This is a genomic window from Citrobacter youngae (assembly GCF_003818115.1).
In the GTDB taxonomy this organism is placed as follows: Bacteria; Pseudomonadota; Gammaproteobacteria; order Enterobacterales; family Enterobacteriaceae; genus Citrobacter; species Citrobacter youngae.
On record NZ_RPOI01000004.1, the window covers coordinates 1 to 19,014 of the forward strand.

The 19,014-nt window shown below is 52.1% G+C and carries 24 protein-coding genes; 19 read left to right on the forward strand and 5 right to left on the reverse strand.

The genetic code is table 11. The features are described 5' to 3' along the window. Positions 1–74: 74 nt before the first annotated feature. Complete coding sequence (csiR, locus tag EHN13_RS02270) at positions 75–761, forward strand: DNA-binding transcriptional regulator CsiR (protein WP_016150866.1); 687 nt, start codon at positions 75–77, stop codon at positions 759–761. A gap of 12 nt (positions 762–773) precedes the next feature. Here the strand turns inward: csiR and lysM are convergent, their stop codons facing one another. Together lysM and EHN13_RS02280 are read right to left on the reverse strand one after the other, a co-directional pair. Continuing rightward, positions 774–1,223, reverse strand: a complete 450-nt coding sequence (lysM, locus tag EHN13_RS02275; protein ID WP_124020809.1) for a peptidoglycan-binding protein LysM — start codon at positions 1,221–1,223, stop codon at positions 774–776. A 95-nt stretch (positions 1,224–1,318) separates the two neighbouring features. Then, positions 1,319–1,477: a YqaE/Pmp3 family membrane protein gene (locus tag EHN13_RS02280; protein WP_003037242.1), complete on the reverse strand. Its 159-nt coding sequence runs from the start codon at positions 1,475–1,477 to the stop codon at positions 1,319–1,321. A gap of 184 nt (positions 1,478–1,661) precedes the next feature. Here EHN13_RS02280 and EHN13_RS02285 point away from each other — a divergent pair, with 184 nt between their 5' ends. From EHN13_RS02285 to EHN13_RS02295, 3 genes are all read left to right on the forward strand, one after another. Then, the gene (locus EHN13_RS02285; protein ID WP_048212993.1) at positions 1,662–1,961 is read left to right on the forward strand and encodes an ArsR/SmtB family transcription factor; all 300 of its coding nucleotides are present in this window, start codon (positions 1,662–1,664) and stop codon (positions 1,959–1,961) included. Positions 1,962–1,970: 9 nt separating this feature from the next. Then, a complete protein-coding gene (locus EHN13_RS02290) occupies positions 1,971–2,498 on the forward strand; it encodes a rhodanese family protein (protein ID WP_101742945.1) in 528 nt (175 codons plus the stop codon). 90 nt (positions 2,499–2,588) lie between these two features. Beyond that, entirely contained in the window at positions 2,589–2,768 is a 180-nt protein-coding gene (locus tag EHN13_RS02295) for a hypothetical protein (RefSeq protein ID WP_048212995.1), read from the forward strand. Between the two features lie 35 nt (positions 2,769–2,803). On the opposite strand, the gene stpA is transcribed toward EHN13_RS02295, so the two are convergent. Then, a complete protein-coding gene (gene stpA / locus EHN13_RS02300; RefSeq protein ID WP_124020810.1) occupies positions 2,804–3,205 on the reverse strand; it encodes a DNA-binding protein StpA in 402 nt (133 codons plus the stop codon). 195 nt (positions 3,206–3,400) lie between these two features. Between stpA and EHN13_RS24195 the strand changes: the two genes are divergently transcribed. Further along, a complete protein-coding gene (locus EHN13_RS24195; protein WP_167469974.1) occupies positions 3,401–3,724 on the forward strand; it encodes a hypothetical protein in 324 nt (107 codons plus the stop codon). A 35-nt stretch (positions 3,725–3,759) separates the two neighbouring features. Then, positions 3,760–4,209, forward strand: coding sequence for an L-alanine exporter AlaE (gene alaE / locus EHN13_RS02305; protein ID WP_016154144.1), 450 nt, complete (start codon positions 3,760–3,762; stop codon positions 4,207–4,209). A 36-nt stretch (positions 4,210–4,245) separates the two neighbouring features. Here alaE and EHN13_RS02310 read toward each other — a convergent pair whose 3' ends face one another. Further along, positions 4,246–4,596, reverse strand: coding sequence for a DUF2002 family protein (locus tag EHN13_RS02310; RefSeq protein ID WP_124020811.1), 351 nt, complete (start codon positions 4,594–4,596; stop codon positions 4,246–4,248). Positions 4,597–4,844: 248 nt separating this feature from the next. Further along, positions 4,845–6,179 (reverse strand): MocR-like pyridoxine biosynthesis transcription factor PdxR, encoded by a 1,335-nt coding sequence (gene pdxR, locus EHN13_RS02320; protein WP_124020812.1) that lies wholly within the window; start codon positions 6,177–6,179, stop codon positions 4,845–4,847. A gap of 90 nt (positions 6,180–6,269) precedes the next feature. Between pdxR and EHN13_RS02325 the strand changes: the two genes are divergently transcribed. The 13 genes from EHN13_RS02325 to emrA all read left to right on the forward strand — a co-directional run bounded on the left by EHN13_RS02325 (position 6,270) and on the right by emrA (position 19,003). Beyond that, positions 6,270–6,701 carry a carboxymuconolactone decarboxylase family protein gene (locus EHN13_RS02325; RefSeq protein WP_116360834.1) on the forward strand — a complete coding sequence of 144 codons (432 nt, stop codon included), beginning with the start codon at positions 6,270–6,272 and terminating at the stop codon, positions 6,699–6,701. Between the two features lie 281 nt (positions 6,702–6,982). Continuing rightward, positions 6,983–7,228, forward strand: coding sequence for a glutaredoxin-like protein NrdH (nrdH, locus tag EHN13_RS02330; protein WP_003037270.1), 246 nt, complete (start codon positions 6,983–6,985; stop codon positions 7,226–7,228). Beyond that, complete coding sequence (nrdI, locus tag EHN13_RS02335) at positions 7,225–7,635, forward strand: class Ib ribonucleoside-diphosphate reductase assembly flavoprotein NrdI (protein ID WP_003825987.1); 411 nt, start codon at positions 7,225–7,227, stop codon at positions 7,633–7,635. Before nrdH ends, nrdI begins: the two co-directional genes overlap by 4 nt. After that, the gene (gene nrdE, locus EHN13_RS02340; protein ID WP_124020813.1) at positions 7,608–9,752 is read left to right on the forward strand and encodes a class 1b ribonucleoside-diphosphate reductase subunit alpha; all 2,145 of its coding nucleotides are present in this window, start codon (positions 7,608–7,610) and stop codon (positions 9,750–9,752) included. Before nrdI ends, nrdE begins: the two co-directional genes overlap by 28 nt. Positions 9,753–9,762: 10 nt before the next feature. Continuing rightward, entirely contained in the window at positions 9,763–10,722 is a 960-nt protein-coding gene (gene nrdF, locus EHN13_RS02345) for a class 1b ribonucleoside-diphosphate reductase subunit beta (RefSeq protein WP_061068438.1), read from the forward strand. Positions 10,723–11,076: 354 nt separating this feature from the next. Further along, positions 11,077–12,279 (forward strand): glycine betaine/L-proline ABC transporter ATP-binding protein ProV, encoded by a 1,203-nt coding sequence (gene proV, locus EHN13_RS02355; protein ID WP_003037282.1) that lies wholly within the window; start codon positions 11,077–11,079, stop codon positions 12,277–12,279. Continuing rightward, entirely contained in the window at positions 12,272–13,336 is a 1,065-nt protein-coding gene (gene proW, locus EHN13_RS02360) for a glycine betaine/L-proline ABC transporter permease ProW (RefSeq protein WP_116360838.1), read from the forward strand. Before proV ends, proW begins: the two co-directional genes overlap by 8 nt. A 189-nt stretch (positions 13,337–13,525) precedes the next feature. Beyond that, on the forward strand, positions 13,526–14,521 hold the full coding sequence (gene proX, locus EHN13_RS02365) for a glycine betaine/L-proline ABC transporter substrate-binding protein ProX (protein ID WP_115601593.1): 996 nt from the start codon (positions 13,526–13,528) through the stop codon (positions 14,519–14,521). A gap of 190 nt (positions 14,522–14,711) precedes the next feature. Then, positions 14,712–15,896: an MFS transporter gene (locus EHN13_RS02370; RefSeq protein ID WP_124020814.1), complete on the forward strand. Its 1,185-nt coding sequence runs from the start codon at positions 14,712–14,714 to the stop codon at positions 15,894–15,896. Positions 15,897–16,018: 122 nt separating this feature from the next. Next, positions 16,019–16,756: an AzlC family ABC transporter permease gene (locus tag EHN13_RS02375; RefSeq protein WP_101742935.1), complete on the forward strand. Its 738-nt coding sequence runs from the start codon at positions 16,019–16,021 to the stop codon at positions 16,754–16,756. Continuing rightward, on the forward strand, positions 16,746–17,081 hold the full coding sequence (gene ygaH, locus EHN13_RS02380) for an L-valine transporter subunit YgaH (protein WP_124020815.1): 336 nt from the start codon (positions 16,746–16,748) through the stop codon (positions 17,079–17,081). The genes EHN13_RS02375 and ygaH overlap by 11 nt, the downstream gene beginning before the upstream one ends. Before the next feature lie 90 nt (positions 17,082–17,171). Then, the gene (gene mprA, locus EHN13_RS02385; protein ID WP_005122929.1) at positions 17,172–17,702 is read left to right on the forward strand and encodes a transcriptional repressor MprA; all 531 of its coding nucleotides are present in this window, start codon (positions 17,172–17,174) and stop codon (positions 17,700–17,702) included. A 128-nt stretch (positions 17,703–17,830) separates the two neighbouring features. After that, the gene (gene emrA / locus EHN13_RS02390; protein WP_048213008.1) at positions 17,831–19,003 is read left to right on the forward strand and encodes a multidrug efflux MFS transporter periplasmic adaptor subunit EmrA; all 1,173 of its coding nucleotides are present in this window, start codon (positions 17,831–17,833) and stop codon (positions 19,001–19,003) included. Positions 19,004–19,014 lie beyond the last annotated feature (11 nt).

Here is a 19,014-nt window from a genome sequence, read left to right on the forward strand (position 1 = left end):
AAAAAGCACCATTGCAAAATACGCATTAAACCTGTTCCCGGCGCAGGCCGGGAAATCCTTTCAGGAGTATGACCATGACCGCCATTCCCCAACCGACGGCCATTGATGGATACCGCTGGCTGAAGAACGACATCATCCGCGGTGTGTATCAGCCTGATGAAAAACTGCGTATGAGCCTGCTGACCTCGCGTTATGATCTTGGCGTTGGGCCACTGCGCGAAGCGCTTTCGCAGTTAGTTGCCGAGCGGTTGGTGACGGTGGTGAATCAGAAAGGGTATCGTGTCGCCCCGATGTCAGAGCAGGAGTTGCTCGATATTTTCGATGCCCGCGCCAATATGGAAGCCATGCTGGTCGCGCTGGCCATTGAACGCGGCGACGACGCCTGGGAGGCTGAAATTCTGGCGCGCGCGCATATGCTTAGTAAGCTTGAAGCCATTGATGCCAGCGAACAGATGCTCGACGAGTGGGATCAGCGCCATCAGGCGTTTCACTCGGCGATTGTCGCCGGTTGCGGTTCACAATATCTGCTGCAAATGCGCGAACGACTGTTCGATTTGGCGGCGCGCTACCGGTTTATCTGGCTGCGAAAAACGGTGCTGTCGGTGGAGATGCTGGAAGACAAACACGATCAGCACCAAACACTGACCGAAGCTATTCTGGCACGCGATGCCGCGCGCGCCAGCGAATTAATGCGCCAGCACCTGCTGACGCCGATTCCGATTATTCAACAGGCGATGTCCGGTAAATTGCTGACGGAATAAGCCTGAATAATATTACTGCTCCGGAATACGTAAAACCTGCCCGGGATAAATTTTATCCGGGCTTTTCAGCATCGGTTTATTGGCTTCAAATATTTGATTATACAAATTGGCGTTACCGTAAACCTGTTTGGCAATCGCGCTCAGGGTATCCCCTGATTTCACGGTATAAAACTGGCTTTCGCTCGCGGGCGCAGAGGTTTTAACCTGATCATCGACGCTGGCGATACCAGAGATATTACCAATCGCAATCAGGATTTTTTCTTTCGCTTCCTGACTTAATCCATCACCAGAAACGGTGGCTTTGCCTTCGTTAATTTGGACGTCCACTTTATCCGCATCCGGAATACCGGTTTTATTCAGATGTTCCTGCACTTTTTTTGCCTGATCGGCTGTGTCATGATTTCCAGTGACCGCATCCCACAGTTTTTCACCCGCATCTTTTACAAAATTGAAGAGTCCCATATCCACCTCGGTAATTAACAATCAACCCCAAAAGTGTAGCAGAGGAGAACGAGGCGCAAAGAAAACGGCGCCAAAGCGCCGCTGTAGAAGGGGAATTAGTTACGCGTCTGTATCCAGAAGGCGTGGATCAGACCTGGGATGTAGCCCAGCAGCGTCAGAACGATATTGAGGATAAATGCCCAACCGAATCCTTTACCCAGCAACACGCCGAGCGGAGGCAAAATAATAGTAAAAACGATTCTCCAGAAACCCATACACACTCCCTACAAGCAAAAAATTAATCATTGTTTAAAAAGAGATTTTATCTCTAAGAGTAGCCATTCTACCCAACTCCGCCAGCATTCCGCGGCTGTTTTACCCTCCTTTACGCTCTTTACGCTGGCGTACGTTGGTTGTTTATTTTAGAATATGCTTAATTTAGATTATGCTTAAATACATATGACTGAACTTGAACAACTCCAGGCCAGCGCTGAACAAGCTGCCGCCCTGCTAAAAGCGATGAGTAACCCGAAACGGTTGCTGATTTTGTGCATGCTCTGCGGTTCACCCGGTACCAGCGCAGGCGAGTTAGCCCGTGTTACCGGCCTTAGCCCTTCCGCCACTTCCCAGCATCTGGCGCGTATGCGTGAAGAAGGTCTGATAGCAAGCCAGCGCGATGCCCAGCGCATCCTCTACTCCATTAAAAATGCGGCCGTGAATTCGCTGATCGCTACATTAAAAACACTGTATTGCCCATAAGGAGCCATCATGACTATTGGGACGATTTCCCCGCGCGAGGCGCAGACACTGGTCGCACAGGGTGCAAAATTGATTGATATCCGCGACGCTGACGAGTATCTGCACGAGCATATTCCTGAGGCTCATCTGGCACCGTTGCCCGCGCTTGAGCAGGGATCGCTGCCTGCGAATTTACGCGCCGAGCAGGTGATTTTTCACTGCCAGTCAGGCAAACGTACACAAAATGCGGCAACAAAACTGAGCGCCATTGCTGCGCCCGCGCAGGTCTGGCTGCTGGAAGGTGGAATTGACGGCTGGAAAGCCGCAGGGTTGCCGGTGGCGAAAGACAGTTCACAACCGTTACCGCTGATGCGTCAGGTGCAGATAGCCGCAGGTAGCCTTGCCTTGCTTGGCGTCATTCTCGGTTACGCCGTTAACAGCGGCTTCTTCTTACTCAGCGGTTTTGTCGGTGCGGGGCTGATTCTCGCTGGCGTGACCGGCTTTTGCGGCATGGCGCGTCTGCTGGACAAAATGCCCTGGAACCGACGTACTCATTAAGCAGTAATCATTGAAACAGCACTGTACCCGCCGGTTGACGTGATCTATGGTGAGTTCTGCGATAAATGATAAATAAAGGAGCGCAACAATATGTTTAAACCTGGCGATCTGGTTCAACCGCGTATGGGCGGTCCAAAACTGAAGGTTGTTGAAGTCAATGACGATCAAATTGTGGCGGTACAAGCCAGCAATGAAAGTGGCGAAAAATACACCCTAAAAGTTGCTGATGTCACGCGATATTCTGAAGAGGGTGATTTCGGCGTCTGCTGAAAATAAGCGGTGAGGTTCCCCTCACCGCATTGATATTAGATCAAAAAATCATCGAGAGATTTACCGGCAGCCAGCGCCTGTGCAATCGGCTTTGGCGTGCGGCCTTGTCCTGTCCATGTTTTTGTTTCACCATTAGTATCCGTAAAACGATATTTCGCCGGACGCGGCTGACGTTTCTTAACCGAACGCGATGTTGCCGCCGACATGCTCAACAGTTCTTCAGGATCAATCCCATCAACTCTCATCATCGCCAGCAGTGTATTAATTTTTTCCTGCTGTTCTGCACGTTGGCGCTGCAGCAGTTCTTCTTCGTCACGTCGTTCTTTGGTGACTACCCGAAGTTTTTCCAGCATATCGTCCAGAACCTCGACGGATAATTCACGCGCCATGACACGTAGCGATCGAATATTATTTAAGTTTTTTAACATTGAACTCATATTAATAAAACCTCTTTAACGCAAAAACAGAAATCGGTATTACGAAGCAAATTGTATGCGAGTGTTTTTTCTTTTTCCAGTCTCTTTTTTGTCGCAAGATATTAAAACGACAATCGCTATTATTATTTGTCTTATCATACGGTGATCTTTAGTTAGCGATATTTTATATTCGGCCAGCAACCAGAATAAATAGATTTGGGATATCTCGCTGCCGCACCAGATAAACCAATACAGGCATCGCGCAGGCGTTGCGGTAGATATGCACAATATTCGTCAACATTCAAAAAGGAGCGCAAAAAGTTCAGAAAAACAAGTCAAAACAACCTATTGATTTTTAATGGTTTTAATTTTCATGACAACGAAAATACCAAAACGAACAAAAAACAAACCACTACAGAGCATTTTATCGACAAAAAGGCAATAAATAAAAATTTTAAGCTAGTTGATAGTTATTATCCAGGCAGATATCCTACTCAAACGCGAAAGCAGCAAGACAAATCACTAGCAAGAAGGTATTGAAAACCTTTTTCCCCCTTTTTACAAGGAGCATTAACATGTTCTCTCCGCAGTCACGCTTGCGTCATGCAGTAGCAGACACGTTCGCGATGGTTGTTTATTGTTCTGTCGTGAACATGTTGATCGAGATATTCCTTTCAGGAATGAGTTTCGAACAGTCACTGTACTCCAGACTGGTCGCTATCCCCGTCAACATCTTGATCGCCTGGCCATACGGTATGTACCGCGATTTGTTTATGCGCGCGGCACGCAAAGCCACGCAGGCAGGCTGGGGGAAAAACCTGGCGGATGTGCTGGCCTATGTCACGTTCCAGTCACCGGTATATGTGATTATTCTGCTGACGGTTGGCGCAGACTGGCACCAGATCACAGCTGCGGTAAGCTCCAACATCGTGGTCTCAATGCTGATGGGTGCAGTGTATGGCTACTTCCTTGATTATTGCCGCCGCTTGTTTAAGGTCAGCAGCTATCATCAGGCTAAAGCCTGACACGCTTCTTCGCGACTGGCCCTGCCAGTCGCGTTATTAGTTAGAATTAACGTCGCCAAACAACCCACTCAGATAACGTTCCAGCGCGATACGCGAGCTAAAGCCGTGTGGAATACCATAATGCTCGTGTATCTCACCGGCTAAATACAGTGGGAATTGCTGATAGTGATCGCAGGTTTTAATATCCGTCGCGGGTTCTGCCAGCGAAGAGCTGCGCTCTTTTAGCGTGGGATGGATAATTAATGCGGTACGTCCCATACGTGCTTCACGGTTAACGTATACATAATTCTCACCACGTCGATAACCGTATGTTTTCTGTGTGACTACATCAACGGTAAAGCCCACTTTTTCAAGTACGCGCGCCACCTCATCAGGTCGTAAATACATATTATTTTCCTCGTTATCTTTTACTGCGGGCTTACCTTACCTGATTCAGCATTAGCAACGCTTTCAGAAAAGTCCATAAACGAGTGAACACGATGGGACGAATATCTTAAGAACCGTATATACCCTAAATAATTCGAGTTGCAGGAAGGCGGCAAGAGAGCGAATCCCCAGGAGCTTACTAAAGTAAGTGACTGGGGTGAACGAACGCAGCCAACGCACATGCAACTTGAAGTATGACGGGTATAGATTTATGTCAGCGCCATCCGCAGTTGGTACGCCGCCTGTTGCGCCATCTCCGCCGAGCTGATATTGGTAAATGACAGCAAGATCCCCCCTTTTCCTGCTGAAGTCATTCGCCAACGGCTTAAGGCCTGAACCGCCAGCCCGGCCTGATTCGCTTTGCACACTAGCGCAACATCATCGCCGTCTACGGTCATCACCAGTTGGATCCCCCCTTCCTGAGGAATGACATTAAATCCTTGTTCGGTCAGGGCGTTTTCCATCCATTGACGCCGCTCGGCATAATGCTGGCGCATGCGTTTTAAGTGCCGCCAGAAATGACCGTCTTGCATAAAATCTGCCAGCGTTTGCTGCCATAAAACCGGAACGCTACAGGCCGTTAGCGACGCCTGCTGGCGAAAACGTTCAACCTGGGTCAGGGGTACCACCAGCCATGCCGTGCGCAACGCCGGAAACATCGATTTGCTGAACGTGCCGGCATAAATCACCCGCTGGGGCGCATCCAGACTTTTAAGCGGCGGCAACGGTTTACCGTGGTAGCGAAATTCACTGTCGTAATCATCTTCAATAATCCACGCCTGTTCGCGAGTCGCCCACTCCAGCAACCGATGACGGCGATCTAATGACAGAGCCACGCCCAGCGGACTTTGGTGTGCGGGGGTGAGCATGACAAAACGCGCCTGTGGAAAGTCGCGGATCCCGGCGCAGACATCCAGACCATCGGCATCAACCGCCACCGGCATCAGCTCAATGCGTTCCTGAGCCACCACGGGCCGAATCAACGGAAAGCCGGGATCTTCGACCCACATTCCCTCACCGGGTTGAGACAGGGCGCGCAGAATTAACGTCACTGATGCCGCGTAGCCTGACGTAATAAAAATCTGCTCCGGCTGGCACTCAATGCTGCGTGAAACGCGCAGGTAATCCACAATCGCCTGACGTAACGCGCGTTCGCCGCAAACATCTCCCACCGCAAGGTCAAAACGCGTTTGGGTGCGTAAACGCCGTCCCATCACCCGCGCCCAGACGTCACGCGGGAAGAGATCGAGTGCGGGTAATCCCATTTGAAAAGGGTGCGGTCTGGGGTTTTCTCCGGCGAAGATCGCGGGAGACGCAGGCGCCCTTTCGGGTCGCAGTTGCTCACTGACAAATGTTCCGGCCTGCCCACGCCGCGCGAGCCAGCCCTGCGCCACCAGCTCGGCGTAGGCATTTTCCACCGTCGAGCGTGACACACCCAATTCCTGGGCCCAGGTCCGACTTGATGGCAATCGGGTTCCGGGTTTGAGTTCACCTTTCTCAATTGCGTTTTTTAACTGACGGGCGATGTGCTGATAACGCGGCATTTATGGTCTGCTTTTTTGGCAACAATATGGCTCTCTATAGCAGTCCATTATAGTGCTACATTGCGGGTCATCCAAACGAGGAGAAATACTATGACCATGTTACGCCAGCCCTATTATGAACTCAGCCCTGAAGTCTATAACGCCCTGGTTCAGGCAAGCAAAGCGCTGGAGAACTGCGCGCTGGAACCCACGCTGACGGAACTGATTTACCTGCGGGTCTCGCAAATCAACGGCTGCGCCTTTTGTCTGGAAATGCACAGTAAAGCGCTGCGCAAATCCGGTGTTGCGCAGGCCAAACTGGATGCGCTGGCAGGCTGGCGGGTGAGTCACCACTTCAGCGAGCAGGAACGTGCGGCGCTGGCGTGGGCCGAATCCGTCACCGATATCGCCAGCACCCATGCCGGAGATGATGTTTATCTGCCGCTGCTCGACCATTTTAGCGCGAAAGAAATTAGCGACCTGACGTTTGCCATTAGCCTGATGAACTGCTTTAACCGTCTGGCGGTGGGGATGCGCATGTGATTCTGCGCTGCCGGATGACGGCATTAATGCCTTCTCCGACCTGGGATGTGCTCTCCTGTTGCCCGTAGGCCCGATAAGCTTAGCGCCTTCGGGCAATTTAGAACCACCAGTTAACCTTCCCCCGCCCCGCTCATCACCCTGGGTATCATCAATCTAAAATTCCCATATCTTGTATGGTTGAATCTTTTTAAAACTACATCTAGTATCTTTCCTATCAGGACACACACAACCCGACGCCCTCTATCGCGCCGATCTCTTATCTTTAAATGGAAATACGAATCATGCGTATTATTATTTACACTCGCAATAACTGTGTTCAGTGCCATGCCACCAAACGGGCAATGGAAAGCCGTGGTTTTGACTTTGAGATGGTAAACGTCGATTTACAGCCCGATTTGGCTGATAACCTGCGCGATCAAGGGTTTCGCCAGCTACCGGTCGTGGTCGCGGGTGAAACCAGTTGGTCAGGTTTTCGCCCGGACATGATCAACCGTCTGCATCCGGAACACCGTGTGGCCAGCGCATGAGTCAGCTCGTCTACTTCTCCAGCAGCTCCGAAAATACGCACCGCTTTATGCAGCGTCTGGGGCTGCCTGCCATCCGCATTCCGCTTAACGAACGCGAGCGGATCCGGGTAGACGAACCTTACATTTTAATCGTGCCGTCTTACGGCGGCGGCGGTACGGCAGGCGCAGTCCCGCGTCAGGTGATCCGCTTTTTAAACGATACGCACAACCGGGCGTTAATCCGTGGAGTGATCGCCTCCGGCAATCGTAATTTCGGTGACGCCTACGGTCGCGCGGGTGATGTCATCTCACAAAAATGCGGCGTGCCGTGGCTCTATCGCTTTGAGCTGATGGGCACCCAAAGCGATATCGACAACGTTCGAAAAGGAGTGAGCGAATTTTGGCAACGACAACCGCAGAACGTGTAATGCAGCCAACGCTGGATTATCACGCCCTGAACGCCATGCTGAATCTGTATGATAAGGCCGGGCGCATTCAGTTCGACAAAGACCATCAGGCGGTGGAGGTTTTCTTTGCCGCCCACGTCCGCCCCAACTCGGTGGCGTTTGCCAGCCAACAGGAGCGCCTGGAAACGTTGGTGGATGAAGGCTATTACGATGCCAGCGTGTTAGCCCGCTACGATCGCGCGTTCGTGCTGAAGCTATTCGCCCATGCCCACGCCAGCGGATTCCGTTTCCAGACGTTCCTCGGCGCATGGAAGTTCTACACCAGCTATACGTTGAAAACGTTCGACGGTAAGCGCTATCTCGAAGACTTTGAGGATCGGGTAACGATGGTGGCGCTCACGCTGGCGCAGGGCGATGAAGTGCTTGCCATGCAGCTCACTGATGAAATGCTCTCTGGTCGTTTTCAACCCGCCACGCCAACCTTTTTAAACTGCGGTAAGCAACAGCGTGGCGAACTGGTTTCCTGCTTCCTGCTACGCATTGAAGACAACATGGAGTCCATCGGTCGGGCGGTTAACTCAGCGCTGCAGCTCTCTAAACGCGGCGGCGGCGTGGCATTTTTACTCTCGAATCTGCGCGAGGCAGGTGCGCCAATTAAGCGTATTGAAAACCAGTCTTCCGGGGTGATCCCGGTCATGAAAATGCTGGAAGATGCGTTTTCTTATGCGAATCAGCTCGGCGCGCGTCAGGGCGCGGGCGCGGTGTACCTGCACGCGCATCATCCGGATATTTTGCGTTTTCTCGACACTAAACGTGAAAATGCCGATGAAAAAATCCGCATCAAAACGCTCTCGCTTGGCGTGGTGATCCCGGATGTTACCTTTCGACTGGCGAAAGAAAATGCCCGGATGGCGCTGTTTTCACCCTATGATGTGGAACGCATTTACGGCAAACCGTTCGGTGATATCGCCGTGAGTGAGCGGTATGACGAACTGGTGGCCGACACGCGCGTGTGCAAAAAATACATTAACGCCCGCGATTTCTTCCAGCGGCTGGCCGAGATCCAGTTTGAGTCAGGCTACCCATACATCATGTTTGAAGATACGGTGAATCGTGCCAATCCGATTGCTGGTCGGATCAATATGAGCAACCTGTGCTCGGAGATTTTGCAGGTTAACAGTGCCTCCACCTACGATGAAAATCTCAATTACGAGCAGACCGGGCACGATATCTCCTGCAATCTCGGCTCGTTGAACATTGCCCATACCATGGATTCACCCGATTTTGGCCGCACCGTGGAGACGGCAGTTCGTGGCTTAACCGCCGTTTCGGACATGAGCCATATCCGCAGCGTACCCTCAATTGAAGCCGGGAACAGCGCGTCGCACGCGATTGGCCTTGGGCAGATGAACCTGCACGGATATCTGGCGCGGGAAGGGATTGCCTACGGTTCGCCCGAAGGGCTAGATTTCACCAATCTCTATTTCTACACCATCACCTGGCATGCGCTGAATACGTCAATGAAGATCGCCCGCGAGCGCGGTAAAACCTTTGCCGGATTCCAGCAGTCCCGCTACGCCAGCGGCGAGTATTTTAGCCAGTATCTGCAGGGCGACTGGCAGCCAAAAACCGACAAGGTACGCTCACTGTTCGCCGCCAGCGGCATTACGCTGCCGACGCGCGAGATGTGGGCGCAACTGCGTGAAGATGTGATGCGCTACGGCATTTATAATCAGAATTTACAGGCGGTTCCGCCCACCGGTTCTATTTCCTACATCAACCATGCCACGTCAAGCATTCACCCGATTGTATCGAAAGTGGAGATTCGCAAAGAGGGCAAAACCGGGCGCGTTTACTACCCTGCCCCGTTTATGACCAATGAGAATCTGGCCTTGTATCAGGATGCCTACGAGATTGGCCCACAAAAGATCATTGATACCTACGCCGAAGCGACGCGGCATGTTGATCAGGGACTCTCACTGACGCTCTTTTTCCCCGATACCGCTACCACTCGAGATATCAACAAGGCACAGATCTACGCCTGGCGTAAGGGTATCAAATCGTTGTACTACATCCGGTTACGCCAGTTGGCGCTGGAAGGAACCGAAATTGAGGGTTGCGTGTCATGCGCACTGTAAGGAGAACCAAATGAAACTATCTCGCGTCAGCGCCATCAACTGGAACAAGATTGAAGATGATAAAGACCTTGAGGTATGGAATCGCCTGACCAGTAACTTCTGGCTACCGGAAAAAGTCCCGCTTTCCAATGATATCCCGGCCTGGCAAACGTTGAGCGCTGCCGAGCAGCAGCTCACTATCCGCGTATTTACCGGTCTGACGCTGCTCGACACGATTCAGAATATCGCCGGAGCCCCCGCGCTGATGGCGGATTCAATCACGCCACATGAAGAGGCGGTACTGTCGAATATCAGCTTTATGGAAGCCGTGCACGCGCGTTCCTACAGTTCTATTTTTTCCACGCTTTGTCAGACCAAAGATGTGGATGCGGCTTACCTCTGGAGTGAAGAAAATACTCCACTCCAGCACAAGGCACAGATAATTCTGACGCATTACGCCGGCGCGGAGCCGTTGAAAAAGAAAATAGCCAGCGTATTTCTGGAATCCTTTCTGTTCTATTCCGGCTTCTGGCTACCGATGTATTTCTCCAGCCGCGGCAAGCTGACGAATACCGCTGACCTTATCCGCCTGATCATTCGTGATGAAGCGGTTCATGGTTATTACATTGGCTATAAATATCAAAAAGGTCTGGAGCACGTTTCACCCTCGACGCGTGAAGCGCTACAGAATTATGCCCTCGATCTGTTGATGGAATTATATGACAACGAAGTTCGTTATACGGAGGAATTGTATGCGGAAACCCCGTGGGTGGAAGACGTCAAAGCCTTCCTTTGCTACAACGCCAATAAGGCGTTAATGAATTTAGGTTATGAGGCCCTGTTCCCGGCAGAAATGGCGGATGTGAACCCGGCAATCCTCGCTGCACTCTCACCCAACGCTGACGAAAACCACGATTTCTTCTCGGGTTCTGGCTCATCCTATGTGATGGGAAAAGCGGTCGAAACCGAAGATGACGACTGGAATTTCTAGCAATCATTCCTACGGGAAATACCGTACATTTTTCGCGGAAATATTTTAACAGGATCACACTTTTGTCGTGCAAATATAATTGTGTGATCTACACTCAATATCAGCCGCATTATTCGCCTGCATTCCAACAATTCAGGCGATTTTTCATTGCCATTTACAAAAAATATTAACCCGTTCACATTCGCGCTCAGCCCTTATATCACGGGAAGTCCCGCCATCTGGCCTTTGGCAATATTCATGCCACAACCAAATTCAGGGTTGTCTCAGATTCTCAGTATGTTAGGGTAGAAAAAGGTCACTATTTCCATCAGGTAATATATCGATATAAACAAATAACAGGAATCATTCTATTGCATGGCAATTAAATTAGAAGTTAAAAATCTCTATAAGATATTTGGAGAGCATCCGCAGAGAGCCTTCAAATATATTGAAAAAGGACTTTCAAAAGAGCAGATTCTGGATAAAACGGGGCTATCGCTTGGCGTTAAGAACGCCAGTCTGGCCATTGAAGAAGGCGAGATATTTGTCATCATGGGATTATCCGGTTCGGGTAAATCCACAATGGTACGCCTTCTCAATCGCCTGATTGAACCCACCCGCGGGCAGGTATTGATTGACGGCGTAGACATCGCCCGGATATCCGATGCTGAGCTTCGCGAGGTGCGCAGAAAAAAGATTGCGATGGTGTTCCAGTCCTTTGCCCTGATGCCGCACATGACGGTGCTGGACAATACGGCATTCGGTATGGAATTAGCCGGTGTTGGTGCGGATGAACGTCGTGAAAAAGCGTTAGATGCGCTACGTCAGGTTGGTCTGGAGAATTATGCTCACGGATACCCGGATGAACTTTCCGGGGGGATGCGCCAGCGTGTGGGACTCGCCCGTGCGTTAGCCATTAACCCTGATATCTTATTAATGGATGAGGCTTTCTCAGCCCTCGATCCCTTAATTCGTACCGAAATGCAGGATGAGCTGGTAAAACTGCAGGCGAAGCATCAACGTACCGTGGTCTTTATTTCCCACGATCTTGATGAAGCCATGCGTATTGGCGACAGAATTGCCATTATGCAAAACGGTGAAGTGGTGCAGGTCGGCACGCCGGATGAAATTCTGAATAATCCAGCCAATGATTATGTACGCACCTTCTTCCGTGGCGTTGATATTAGCCAGGTCTTCAGTGCGAAAGATATATCCCGTCGTAGCCCTGAAGGGCTAATTCGTAAAACACCAGGCGTCGGCCCCCGTTCAGCCCTGCAATTACTGCAGGACAAAGATCGCGAATATGGTTACGTGATTGAACGCGGCAATAAATTCGTTGGCGTTGTTTCAATCGACTCCTTAAAAACAGCGTTAAGTCAGGCGCAAGGTATTGAAGCGGCATTGATCGATGAGCCGTTAGCCGTGGATGCACAAACTCCTCTCAGCGAGTTACTTTCTCATGTCGGCCAGGCCCCGTGCGCGGTGCCGGTTGTCGATGAGGAACAGCAGTATGTGGGCGTCATTTCAAAACGCATGCTGTTACAGGCTTTAGATCGTGAGGGGGTAAACAATGGCTGATCAAACTAATCCGTGGGATACCACACCAGCGGCCGACAGCGCCGCACAAACTGCCGATGCCTGGAGCACGCCATCCGGTGCACCCACTGACGGCGGTGGCGCGGACTGGCTGACCAGCGCCCCCGCGCCGGCACCAGAGCATTTCAATATTATGGATCCGTTCCATAAAACGCTGATCCCGCTGGATAGCTGGGTCACCGAAGGGATTGATTGGGTGGTCACTCATTTCCGTCCGGTCTTCCAGGGCATTCGTGTCCCGGTGGATTACATTCTCAACGGCTTTCAACAACTGCTGTTGGGTATGCCTGCGCCGGTCGCCATCATCATTTTTGCGCTTATTGCGTGGCAAATTTCTGGCGTCGGAATGGGCGTCGCCACGCTGATTTCATTGGTTGCGATCGGTGCTATCGGTGCCTGGTCGCAAGCCATGATCACCCTGGCGCTGGTACTGACCGCGCTGCTGTTCTGCGTGGTGATTGGCCTGCCAATGGGGATCTGGCTGGCGCGCAGCCCGCGTGCGGCGAAGATTGTTCGGCCACTGCTGGATGCGATGCAAACCACACCTGCGTTCGTCTATCTGGTGCCGATTGTCATGTTGTTCGGTATTGGTAACGTCCCGGGCGTAGTGGTGACGATTATCTTCGCCCTGCCGCCAATTGTGCGTCTGACTATTCTGGGGATTAACCAGGTGCCAGCCGATCTGATTGAAGCCTCGCGCTCGTTTGGTGCCAGCCCGCGTCAGATGCTGTTTAAAGTGCAGCTCCCGCTGGCGATGCCCACCATTATGGCCGGGGTGAACCAGACGCTGATGCTGGCACTCTCCATGGTGGTTATCGCGTCGATGATCGCCGTCGGCGGACTGGGTCAGATGGTTCTGCGCGGTATCGGTCGTCTGGATATGGGGCTTGCCACCGTCGGCGGGGTTGGGATCGTGATCCTCGCCATCATTCTTGACCGCCTGACGCAGGCCGTCGGTCGCGACTCGCGTAGCCGTGGCAACCGCCGCTGGTACACCACCGGTCCTGTTGGGCTTATCACTCGCCCTTTCACGAAGTAATTCACCCGTTGCCCGGTAGCGCATTGCTTACCGGGCCGACAATTCATTAACTTGCGCAAAATCGTTCAAGTTGCATCGCGGCGGCAAACGAATGTATCCCCAGGAGCGTACAAGTAGTACGTGACTGGGGTGCATGAGTGCAGCCAACAAAGAGGCGGCTTGAAGGATGAAGTGCAATAAGGAACAACGATGCGACAGAAAATCATTATTGCCACAGCGTTTGCCACCCTTGTCTCCACCAGCACTTTCGCTGCCGACCTGCCGGGCAAAGGCATCACTGTACAGCCAATCCAGAGCACCATCTCTGAAGAGTCCTTCCAGACGCAGTTAGTCGCCCGTGCGCTGGAGAAACTGGGTTACACCGTTAACAAAACCAGCGAAGTTGACTACAACGTCGGCTATACCTCTATTGCCTCTGGCGATGCGACGTTTACCGCCGTGAACTGGCAGCCGCTGCATGATGATATGTACGCCGCAGCGGGCGGAGACAAAAAGTTTTATCGCGAGGGGGTATTTGTTACGGGTGCCGCACAGGGTTATCTGATCGATAAGAAAACCGCTGAGCAGTACAAAATCACCAATATTGCCCAGCTAAAAGATCCGAAGATCGCCAAAATCTTTGATACTAACGGCGATGGTAAAGCTGACATGATGGGCTGCTCACCGGGCTGGGGCTGCGAAGCGGTTATTAACCACCAGAACAAAGCCTTCGATCTGGAAAAAACAGTCGAGGTCAGCCACGGTAACTATGCGGCGATGATGGCCGATACCATTACCCGCTTTAAAGAAGGCAAACCGATCCTGTACTACACCTGGACACCATACTGGGTGAGCGACGTGATGAAACCGGGCAAAGATGTCGTCTGGCTGCAGGTGCCGTTCTCTTCCCTGCCTGGCGAACAGAAAGACATTGATACCAAACTGCCCAACGGCGCCAACTACGGCTTCCCGGTGAACACGATGCATATTGTCGCCAATAAAGCCTGGGCGGAGAAAAACCCGGCTGCAGCGAAACTGTTTGCCATCATGAAGCTGCCGCTGGCGGATATCAACGCGCAGAACGCAATGATGCATGATGGGAAAGCCTCAGAAGCTGACGTTCAGGGCCACGTTGACGGCTGGATCAAAGCCCACCAGCAGCAGTTCGACGGCTGGGTGAAAGAAGCGCTGGCTGCGCAGAAATAACCCCCCGTAGGCCTGATAGGCATAGCGCTATCAGGCCCGGTAACCACACCAATGCCGGATGGTGGCGTGATGCGCCTTATCCGGCCTACACGCCCCTCCCTCACCGCACAATCCATCACCCAACAAATCAGCAACATTTAATCACTTCCGTTATGATTGTTTTCTGCACCCCATTATTCAGTTGAAAACAATGACCAAACCCACTCAAGGGCTTAGCCCGGCACTGATTGTTTTAATGTCTGTGGCGACCGGCCTCGCCGTTGCCAGTAACTATTACGCCCAACCGCTGCTCGACACCATCGCGAGAAACTTTTCGCTGTCGGCCAGTACTGCGGGCTTTATCGTCACTGCAGCCCAGCTTGGCTACGCTGCAGGTCTCCTGTTTCTGGTACCGCTTGGCGATATGTTTGAACGCCGGATGCTGATTGTCTCGATGACGTTGCTCGCCGCAGGCGGCATGCTGATTACTGCCAGCAGTCAGTCGCTGGGGATGCTGATCCTCGGTACTGCGCTAACCGGGTTGTTCTCAGTTGTGGCACAGATCCTGGTTCCGCTGGCGGCGACGCTCGCCACGCCAGACAAGCGCGGTAAGGTTGTCGGCACGATTATGAGCGGCCTGTTGCTGGGGATTTTGCTGGCGCGAACGGTTGCAGGATTGCTGGCGAATCTCGGCGGCTGGCGCACCGTGTTTTGGGTGGCCTCAGTATTGATGGCGTTGATGGCGATTGCCCTGTGGCGTGGTTTGCCAAAGATGAAATCAGAGACCCATCTTAACTACCCGCAGCTATTGGGCTCCGTGTTTAGCCTGTTTATCCACGATAAATTACTCCGCACCCGCGCGATGCTGGGCTGCCTGACCTTTGCCAACTTCAGTATCCTCTGGACATCGATGGCATTTTTACTCGCCGCACCGCCGTTTAACTATTCAGAGGGGATGATTGGTCTGTTCGGTCTGGCCGGGGCCGCCGGTGCGTTAGGCGCTCGTCCGGCGGGCGGTTTTGCCGATAAAGGTAAATCACACCTCACGACTACCGCAGGCCTGCTGCTACTGTTGCTCTCCTGGCTGGCTATCTGGTTCGGACATACTTCAGTGCCGATGCTGATTATCGGTATCCTGGTACTGGATCTGACCGTTCAGGGGGTACATATCACCAACCAGACCGTTATCTATCGCATTCACCCGGACGCACGTAATCGCCTGACTGCCGGGTACATGACCAGCTATTTCATTGGTGGTGCTGCAGGTTCGCTGATTTCAGCTTCAGCCTGGCAGCATGCCGGCTGGGCTGGCGTTTGTCTGGCAGGTGTGACTGTTGCCGTACTCAACCTGCTGGTCTGGTGGCGAGGTTTTCACCGCCAGGAAGCCGTAAATTAGGCGTATAACGTCTGTTTATCTTTGATTGGGCTCCTCAGGGTGTTAAGGAGCCCATCAGTCTGCTAAGGTTATAACGCATTGAGCCAGGTTATTTTAATTTCGGTAATGAAGCCTATAATCCTATGGAAAGCCCCGTTCCCCAGTCTGAATCCCGTTCTGCAACGTTAACTGAAGGATTCAAAGACAGCCTACCGATAGTTATCAGTTATATTCCGGTCGCATTTGCATTTGGTATGAATGCGACTCGCCTGGGCTTTACTCCCGTTGAAAGCGTTTTTTTCTCCTGCATCATTTACGCCGGCGCCAGCCAGTTTGTCATCACAACCATGCTCGCCGCAGGCAGCTCACTGTGGGTCGCGGCTCTGACCGTCATGGCGATGGATGTTCGCCACGTTTTGTACGGCCCTTCTCTGCGTAGCCGTATCGCCCGACAGCTGAGCAAACCTAAAAGCGCGCTATGGGCCTTTGGCCTCACCGACGAAGTCTTTGCCGCGGCAACGGCGAAGCTGGTGCGGGATAACCGGCGCTGGAGTGAAAACTGGATGATTGGCATCGCGCTATGCTCCTGGGCTTCCTGGGTGCTTGGCACGGTGATCGGCGCATTTTCCGGCACTGGCTTACTGAAGGGGTTCCCGGCGGTAGAAGCGGCGCTGGGGTTTATGCTCCCGGCACTGTTTATGAGTTTTCTGCTGGCCTCTTTCCAGCGTAAGCAAACGCTATGCGTCACGGCGGCATTAGCCGGTGCGCTGGCTGGCGTGACGCTGTTCTCTATCCCGGCGGCCATCCTGGCGGGCATAGCCTGTGGATGCCTGACCGCGCTCATTCAGTCGTTCTGGCAGGGAGGTCCTGATGAGTTATGAGGTTCTGCTGCTCGGCCTGCTGGTCGGCTGCGTCAATTACTGTTTTCGCTATTTACCACTGCGTCTGCGAATGGGGAATGTGCGCCCGACAAAACGCGGAGCCACTGGAATATTACTCGACACTATTGGCATTACATCAATTTGCGCCCTGCTGGTGGTGTCTACTGCGCCAGAAGTGATGCACGACGCCCGTCGTTTTGTGCCTACGCTGGTGGGGTTTGTGGTACTGGGTGCAAGCTTCTATAAGACCCGCAGCATCATCATTCCGACCTTACTGAGTGCCCTGGGCTATGGATTAGCCTGGAAAATGTTGTTTGTCTTATAGATTAAAATAATCATTTTAAATAAATAATACATTTACTTTATTTGTCACTGTCGTTACTATATCGGCTGAAATTAATGAGGTTATACCCAAATGGATAGTTCGTTTACGCCCATTGAACAAATGCTAAAATTTCGCGCCAGCCGCTACGAAGAGTTCCCTTATCAGGAAGTGCTTCTGACTCGTCTTTGCATGCATATGCAGGGCAAGCTGCTGGAAAACCGCAATAAGATGCTGAAAGCTCAAGGGATTAACGAGACGTTGTTTATGGCGTTGATTACGCTGGAGTCTCAGGAAAACCACAGTATTCAGCCTTCTGAACTGAGTTGCGCACTTGGCTCGTCACGGACTAACGCTACCCGCATCGCGGATGAGTTAGAAAAGCGTGGCTGGATCGAGCGCCGAGAAAGCGATAACGATCGCCGCTGTCTGCATCTGCAATTGACCGAAAAAGGCCATGCTTTTTTGCAGGAGGTATTACCGCCTCAGCATAACTGCCTTCATCAGCTTTGGTCATCTCTCAGCACCACCGAAAAAGATCAACTTGAGCATATCACCCGTAAACTTCTGACCCGTCTTGATCAGATGGAGCAGGATGGCGCGGTGTTAGAAGCGCTGCGCTAACGCGCTGACTCGCTCAGAAATCCAGATTTATAAATGAAAAACCGACAGGCCAGCACGCATACTGCTGGCCTGTCTGATAAACAGGTCGGCTCAGCCGATGTGAAAAAAATAAGATCGTGGAGAACAACATGAGCGCAAATGCGGAGACTCAAACCCCGCAGCAACCGGTCAAGAAGAATGGCAAACGTAAAAGTATGCTACTCCTGCTGACCTTGCTCTTTATTATCATTGCCGTGGCATATGGGATTTATTGGTTTTTAGTACTGCGTCATATCGAAGAGACAGACGATGCGTACGTGGCAGGGAACCAGGTTCAAATTATGGCGCAGGTATCAGGCAGCGTGACGAAAGTCTGGGCTGATAACACTGACTTTGTAAAACAGGGCGATGTGCTGGTCACTCTCGACCAGACAGATGCCAAACAGGCATTTGAAAAAGCCAAAACTGCGCTGGCCTCCAGCGTGCGCCAGACGCACCAGTTGATGATCAACAGCAAGCAACTGCAGGCCAGCATTGAAGTGCAGAGAACTGCACTGGCCCAGGCACAAAGCGACTTTAATCGCCGTGTCCCGCTGGGTAATGCCAACCTGATTGGCCGCGAAGAACTGCAACATGCCCGCGATGCCGTCGCCAGCGCTCAGGCTCAGCTTGATGTCGCAATCCAACAATATAATGCGAACCAGGCAATGATTCTGGGTAGCAAGCTGGAAGATCAACCTGCTGTACAACAGGCTGCCACCGAAGTGCGTAATGCCTGGCTGGCACTGGAACGTACCAAAATTGTTAGCCCGATGACCGGCTATGTTTCCCGTCGTGCCGTGCAGCCTGGCGCGCAAATTAGCCCGACTACGCCACTGATGGCGGTTGTTCCGGCCACTAACCTGTGGGTGGATGCCAACTTCAAAGAAACACAGCTGGCGCACATGCGTATTGGCCAACCGGCGACCGTTATCAGTGATATTTACGGCGATGACGTGAAATACACCGGGAAAGTCGTCGGCCTGGATATGGGTACGGGCAGCGCGTTCTCCCTGCTGCCGGCGCAAAACGCGACCGGTAACTGGATCAAAGTCGTCCAGCGTTTGCCGGTACGTATCGAACTGGATGCACAGCAGCTGGCACAACATCCACTGCGTATTGGTTTGTCAACACTGGTTACGGTAGATACCGCTAATCGTGACGGGCAGATCCTGGCAAGCCAGGTCCGCACCACGCCAGTATCAGAAAGTAATGCACGTGAAATCAACCTTGATCCGGTCAATAAGATGATCGAAGAGATCGTGCAGGCCAACGCGGGCTAATTTAAAGGTGC

What these genes read in the sequence shown, in the direction of transcription:
- csiR (WP_016150866.1), top strand. Translation starts at nt 75, where the DNA reads ATGACCGCCATTCCCCAACCGACGGCCATTGATGGATACCGCTGGCTG.
- lysM (WP_124020809.1), bottom strand. Translation starts at nt 1,223, where the DNA reads ATGGGACTCTTCAATTTTGTAAAAGATGCGGGTGAAAAACTGTGGGAT.
- EHN13_RS02280 (WP_003037242.1), bottom strand. Translation starts at nt 1,477, where the DNA reads ATGGGTTTCTGGAGAATCGTTTTTACTATTATTTTGCCTCCGCTCGGC.
- EHN13_RS02285 (WP_048212993.1), top strand. Translation starts at nt 1,662, where the DNA reads ATGACTGAACTTGAACAACTCCAGGCCAGCGCTGAACAAGCTGCCGCC.
- EHN13_RS02290 (WP_101742945.1), top strand. Translation starts at nt 1,971, where the DNA reads ATGACTATTGGGACGATTTCCCCGCGCGAGGCGCAGACACTGGTCGCA.
- EHN13_RS02295 (WP_048212995.1), top strand. Translation starts at nt 2,589, where the DNA reads ATGTTTAAACCTGGCGATCTGGTTCAACCGCGTATGGGCGGTCCAAAA.
- stpA (WP_124020810.1), bottom strand. Translation starts at nt 3,205, where the DNA reads ATGAGTTCAATGTTAAAAAACTTAAATAATATTCGATCGCTACGTGTC.
- alaE (WP_016154144.1), top strand. Translation starts at nt 3,760, where the DNA reads ATGTTCTCTCCGCAGTCACGCTTGCGTCATGCAGTAGCAGACACGTTC.
- EHN13_RS02310 (WP_124020811.1), bottom strand. Translation starts at nt 4,596, where the DNA reads ATGTATTTACGACCTGATGAGGTGGCGCGCGTACTTGAAAAAGTGGGC.
- pdxR (WP_124020812.1), bottom strand. Translation starts at nt 6,179, where the DNA reads ATGCCGCGTTATCAGCACATCGCCCGTCAGTTAAAAAACGCAATTGAG.
- EHN13_RS02325 (WP_116360834.1), top strand. Translation starts at nt 6,270, where the DNA reads ATGACCATGTTACGCCAGCCCTATTATGAACTCAGCCCTGAAGTCTAT.
- nrdH (WP_003037270.1), top strand. Translation starts at nt 6,983, where the DNA reads ATGCGTATTATTATTTACACTCGCAATAACTGTGTTCAGTGCCATGCC.
- nrdI (WP_003825987.1), top strand. Translation starts at nt 7,225, where the DNA reads ATGAGTCAGCTCGTCTACTTCTCCAGCAGCTCCGAAAATACGCACCGC.
- nrdF (WP_061068438.1), top strand. Translation starts at nt 9,763, where the DNA reads ATGAAACTATCTCGCGTCAGCGCCATCAACTGGAACAAGATTGAAGAT.
- proV (WP_003037282.1), top strand. Translation starts at nt 11,077, where the DNA reads ATGGCAATTAAATTAGAAGTTAAAAATCTCTATAAGATATTTGGAGAG.
- proW (WP_116360838.1), top strand. Translation starts at nt 12,272, where the DNA reads ATGGCTGATCAAACTAATCCGTGGGATACCACACCAGCGGCCGACAGC.
- proX (WP_115601593.1), top strand. Translation starts at nt 13,526, where the DNA reads ATGCGACAGAAAATCATTATTGCCACAGCGTTTGCCACCCTTGTCTCC.
- EHN13_RS02370 (WP_124020814.1), top strand. Translation starts at nt 14,712, where the DNA reads ATGACCAAACCCACTCAAGGGCTTAGCCCGGCACTGATTGTTTTAATG.
- EHN13_RS02375 (WP_101742935.1), top strand. Translation starts at nt 16,019, where the DNA reads ATGGAAAGCCCCGTTCCCCAGTCTGAATCCCGTTCTGCAACGTTAACT.
- ygaH (WP_124020815.1), top strand. Translation starts at nt 16,746, where the DNA reads ATGAGTTATGAGGTTCTGCTGCTCGGCCTGCTGGTCGGCTGCGTCAAT.
- mprA (WP_005122929.1), top strand. Translation starts at nt 17,172, where the DNA reads ATGGATAGTTCGTTTACGCCCATTGAACAAATGCTAAAATTTCGCGCC.
- emrA (WP_048213008.1), top strand. Translation starts at nt 17,831, where the DNA reads ATGAGCGCAAATGCGGAGACTCAAACCCCGCAGCAACCGGTCAAGAAG.